Origin of the sequence: Bacillus cereus group sp. Bc010 (genome assembly GCF_027716745.1) — a bacterium.
GTDB classification, from domain to species: domain Bacteria; phylum Bacillota; class Bacilli; order Bacillales; family Bacillaceae_G; genus Bacillus_A; species Bacillus_A pacificus.
The window spans coordinates 1-4,159 of sequence record NZ_JAQFUY010000077.1 but is presented as its reverse complement, the minus strand read 5'-3'; the positions used below and the strand labels follow the sequence as shown (position 1 = coordinate 4,159).

Genomic DNA, 4,159 nt, shown 5'->3' with positions numbered 1-4,159 from the left:
AAAACAATCCCTACGCTTTGGAACACTGCGAAAAAAGATGGATTTATGCAAGAACTAGTAGATATGTCATGGGAAAATCCAAAATGCACGCTTGAAAGCCTTCTGGGGGTTTGCGGAAAAGAAGCTGCCATCACAGATGAACAATTTTCCTATTTCATGGGCGTAAGATACGATGGGGAATCCCCAGAAAATATGGAGACGCTTATTATTCCCGCAAGTACATGGGCAGTTTTTCCGAACATAGTGGATGCATGGAAACGTTTATATTCCGAGTGGGTCCCTACCTCCGAGTATGAACTTGCAAATTTACCGTGTATAGAATGTTATTACGGTCCGAAGCATAAACCAAGACACGAACTCTGGGTCCCTGTTATCCCGAAGTAAATTACATATTCAGTAATAGAATGCTGTTTATGGAGTAACGAAAAAAGAGCCTAATTTCTCAATTTAGGTGATGGGAAATCAGGCTTTTTATATTGGAAATTCCTTATCGTTGTAAATCCGCATTTTCCTGACGCCACCCCGTTATGTACGCGTCAGTTCGACTAGCCAAAATCCTTCAAGACAATTTCGGCAATTGAACGAAATTGGAATGGATATTATTTATGAAGAAAAAACTTCAGGAGCCACAAAAGATCGTGAACAACTTCAAAAAATGTTAGAGGATTTACAGGAAGGTGACATTATTTATGTTACAGATTTAACTCGGATCACTCGAAGTACGCAAGATTTATTTGAATTGATTGATTTAATACGAAATAAAAAGGGAAGCTTAAAATCACTTAAGGATACATGGCTAGATTTATCAGAAGATAATCCATATAGCCAATTCTTAATTACGGTAATGGCTGGTGTTAACCAATTAGAGCGAGACCTTATTCGTATGCGTCAGCGTGAAGGAATTGAGCTCGCAAAGAAAGAAGGGAAGTTTAAAGGACGGTTAAAGAAATATCATAAAAATCACGCAGGAATGAATTATGCAGTAAAGCTATATAAAGAAGGAAATATGACTGTAAATCAAATTTGTGAAATTACAAATGTATCTAGAGCTTCTTTATATAGAAAGCTATCGGAAGGAAAAAAATAAGCATTCATTACTTATATTAAAAATTTCCGGGGATTGTGAAACAACGTACCTAACCAAGCAGGCTATTTCTATAAGGAAGTATCAATATTTGTTTATCTAACTAGGCACGATCATCAAAGGGTTCCGAGTACATTTTAACGGAGATATACGCTAAACTCAGATTTAAAGCAAGGCTGTATTTTCCGAGAACACTTTATAAAAAACAACCTTAGTCAATCACAAACGAAGGTTGTTTTTATAAAGTCATGGTCTAATTAAAACAATTGCTGTCCCAAGAGCATACTTGAGACTGAAAAGGCACCAGCAGGTGGTAAAACATTAGTATATATGGGAGGTCCCAAACGGGTTGTAAAGGTTGTAGCAATCCAATTTCCGTATTCACCAGCCAGCAAAGAGGGAGGTTTCATTATAAACCGTCCACTTAAAATGAAATGCCGAATGCTTATAGCGGTCTCATCAATTATTGTCAAGTTGCCAAAAAAGGAGGCATATGGTGAATCGAAACTTATTTGTTTAGCGCTTTCGTCCCAATACCCATTAATCGGAATAGGTATACCACGAAAATTAACTGTACCTACTACTTTGTTGTCTACAATGGAATCAATGGTAAGTATACCTCTAATAATGGATCTCCCCGCAATAGAAGCATCAATCCCCCATACGGATGGAAAGGGGATACTAACTTTGGCTGTCTTTGGAATTTTCAAAATTAACCTCTCCTTGATTATTTTATGTATAGATTGAGTTGTATTTAATCATAATCCTGTAGTAATGATACAGTATATGCACAGAGAATCACTTAGGTGTTTTGTTAAGAAAGAAGCATCAATAATCAATCAGCCTACTGTCTAGATGAACAAGAGTTTGCCTGACCCACGAAAAATATGGAACATTAATTGCTGCTCATACATATGGTCTCGTATTTGGAAAATTTCTTAGCTTTAAAATAAATCATCTGATTCAATGAAATGTAATGCCTATCATCACCTATTTTTATATGTATCTCAGACGAATTCCTATACCTCCGTTACTCTTCGATCATATTTTATTTGTACGAGGTGGTGTAAAATGTTTAAATTATATTTAGATCCTGGTCACGGGAGAATGGACCCAGGAGCTATTGGCAATGGGATGCAGGAAAAAGAAATTACCTTAAATATTTCCCGTAGCATCCGAAATCTCTTGGAAAACCATTATGAAGGCCTGCAAATTAAAATGAGTAGAACAGCAGATATTACGCGCAGCTTGAAAGAACGTACAGATGATGCGAATGCTTTCGGTACGGGGGCCAAAGGATGGATTTGTGGAAGAAGTGGGAGTCAATGTGGCGTTAATTCGGAAACGAATCAAATCAACCAGCATGGTTTATGAAACGAAAAAAGTAGGCGTTCGCACGAAAACAACCGTTGCAATTCTTTACATGCGTGACATTGTTGATCCTAAGATTGTTCAAGATGTAAAGAATAAATTAGATGATCTTCACATTGACGGAGCGTTTAGCGCCACTCAGCTAGAAGAATTAATGGAACCGACAAAAGCATTGTTTCCTTTGATGGGGTATACAGGCAGAGCAGACTTTACCGTGAACTGTATGCTCAATGGGCGTGTAGCGTTGATTGTGGATGGTACACCGGCTGCGTTGATTGCGCCTGCCAATTTATTTTTGCTTGTGAAAGCACCCGAAGATATCCACTTTACTGCTTTGGCAGCTACATTTGGTCAAACGCTTCGTTTACTTGGCTTGTCCGTATCGCTACTGCTTCCTGCATTTTTTGTTGCCATTCTTTCCTATCATCAAGATCAGCTGCCCTATTATCTACTTGCCACTTTGGGGATTAACCGGTTGGGAATCCCTTTTGATGTGGCAGTTGAAATGTTTATTGCACTTCTCTTCTTAGAAATCCTGCGGGAAGCTGGTATCCGATTGCCTTCTGCGGTCGGCTCCACGGTAACGGTTGTAGGAGGACTTATCCTGGGGGATGCGGCCATTCGTGCTGGATCCTTATCCCCAGGTATCGTTGTCATCGGAGCAATTACACAAATCTTTGGTTCAACTTTATCGAGCCTATCATTGGCTGGAACGATTAGTACCTTACGCTTTTTTCTTTTCATTCTGTCTGCCACGCTTGGCATTTATGGCTTCTTTCTTGGATTATTTATTGTGCTCAGCCATTTAGCCTCATTGCGTTCATGCGGCTTGCCTTACTTGGCCCCAATATCACCTCCATTTAAAGACTTGGCCAACGCTTTGTTTCGATTACCTTGGCCATAGCGAAACACTCGACCGGACATGTTGAAGACACGAGATTCTACAAGGCAAGGGGACAGGCATAAATGAGGAGATATAAAAGTATGGTTGCACTTTTCCTTCTTCTCACCCTTACCGGTTGCTGGAGCAGATATGAAGTGCAAAACATGAACTATGCTACGGCTGTTGGAATAGACTATGTCGATGGCCAATACACCTTGTATGTGCAATTGCTTGATTTCTCGACAGTGGCCAAGCTGGAGGGACAGCAAAAAGCGGAGCAGCCCCCGGTTTGGGTGGGCAAAGGCGAAGGTTCCTCGTTTACGGAGGCGGCAAATGATTTGTACAGTACATCACAACAACGCTTAAACTTGGGACAAATCTCTGCCATTTTGTTCAGCGAGAGATTGATGAAGGAAAACAAAGTCGGAGAAGTGCTGGAATTGATCAACCGTTATCGTGAAATAAGGTACTTGGCCTGGCTGTTTAGCACAAGAGAGCCTCCTGAAGAAATCTTGCTGGCAACCCCATTTTTTAGATTTTCGCCAAATGCATAAAAATAGTTGTTTACTTTTATGCGTTCAAACAGTTGATTTATCAACCTTATGGTAAAAGCAAACGACTTTATTGTAATAAAACAAACCGATTAGTAAACAACTTTATTGGTAAGGAAAGAACTTTATTGTCACTCAACAGTTTCGTCATGTTAAATTTTGCCTAGCGTATGTTTTGCGCTTTTTGTTGGTAGGACCCCATGCCCATCAACTTAAGAATTTTCACTACCCCCAAGTGACAAAAAACGTTATTCTTTCTAAAAAGCTAGC

At 39.6% G+C, this 4,159-nt stretch carries 6 protein-coding genes; 5 read left to right on the top strand and 1 reads right to left on the bottom strand.

Features of this window, described 5'->3' with window-relative positions; translation table 11 throughout:
• Both PDQ68_RS28300 and PDQ68_RS28295 read left to right on the top strand, forming a co-directional pair.
• Positions 1 to 384 (top strand): GyrI-like domain-containing protein (locus PDQ68_RS28300; RefSeq protein ID WP_270787156.1); only part of this gene is annotated, 384 nt, incomplete at its 5' end.
• 127 nt (positions 385 to 511) lie between these two features.
• Positions 512 to 1,087 carry a recombinase family protein gene (locus tag PDQ68_RS28295; RefSeq protein WP_033656251.1) on the top strand — a complete coding sequence of 192 codons (576 nt, stop codon included), beginning with the start codon at positions 512 to 514 and terminating at the stop codon, positions 1,085 to 1,087.
• A 254-nt stretch (positions 1,088 to 1,341) separates the two neighbouring features.
• Here the strand turns inward: PDQ68_RS28295 and PDQ68_RS28290 are convergent, their stop codons facing one another.
• Entirely contained in the window at positions 1,342 to 1,794 is a 453-nt protein-coding gene (locus PDQ68_RS28290) for a hypothetical protein (protein ID WP_000701228.1), read from the bottom strand.
• A 361-nt stretch (positions 1,795 to 2,155) separates the two neighbouring features.
• On the opposite strand from PDQ68_RS28290, the gene PDQ68_RS28285 reads away from it, so the two are divergent.
• The 3 genes from PDQ68_RS28285 (at position 2,156) to PDQ68_RS28275 (ending at position 3,892) form a co-directional block, all read left to right on the top strand.
• Positions 2,156 to 2,458 carry an N-acetylmuramoyl-L-alanine amidase family protein gene (locus PDQ68_RS28285; RefSeq protein WP_002073809.1) on the top strand — a complete coding sequence of 101 codons (303 nt, stop codon included), beginning with the start codon at positions 2,156 to 2,158 and terminating at the stop codon, positions 2,456 to 2,458.
• Entirely contained in the window at positions 2,391 to 3,359 is a 969-nt protein-coding gene (locus tag PDQ68_RS28280) for a spore germination protein (protein WP_228271847.1), read from the top strand. The genes PDQ68_RS28285 and PDQ68_RS28280 overlap by 68 nt, the downstream gene beginning before the upstream one ends.
• An 80-nt stretch (positions 3,360 to 3,439) precedes the next feature.
• Entirely contained in the window at positions 3,440 to 3,892 is a 453-nt protein-coding gene (locus tag PDQ68_RS28275; protein WP_000226102.1) for a Ger(x)C family spore germination protein, read from the top strand.
• Positions 3,893 to 4,159 lie beyond the last annotated feature (267 nt).

Coding starts and splice junctions, on each gene's coding strand:
- PDQ68_RS28285 (WP_002073809.1), top strand. CDS start 2,156: ATGTTTAAATTATATTTAGATCCTGGTCACGGGAGAATGGACCCAGGA.
- PDQ68_RS28275 (WP_000226102.1), top strand. CDS start 3,440: ATGGTTGCACTTTTCCTTCTTCTCACCCTTACCGGTTGCTGGAGCAGA.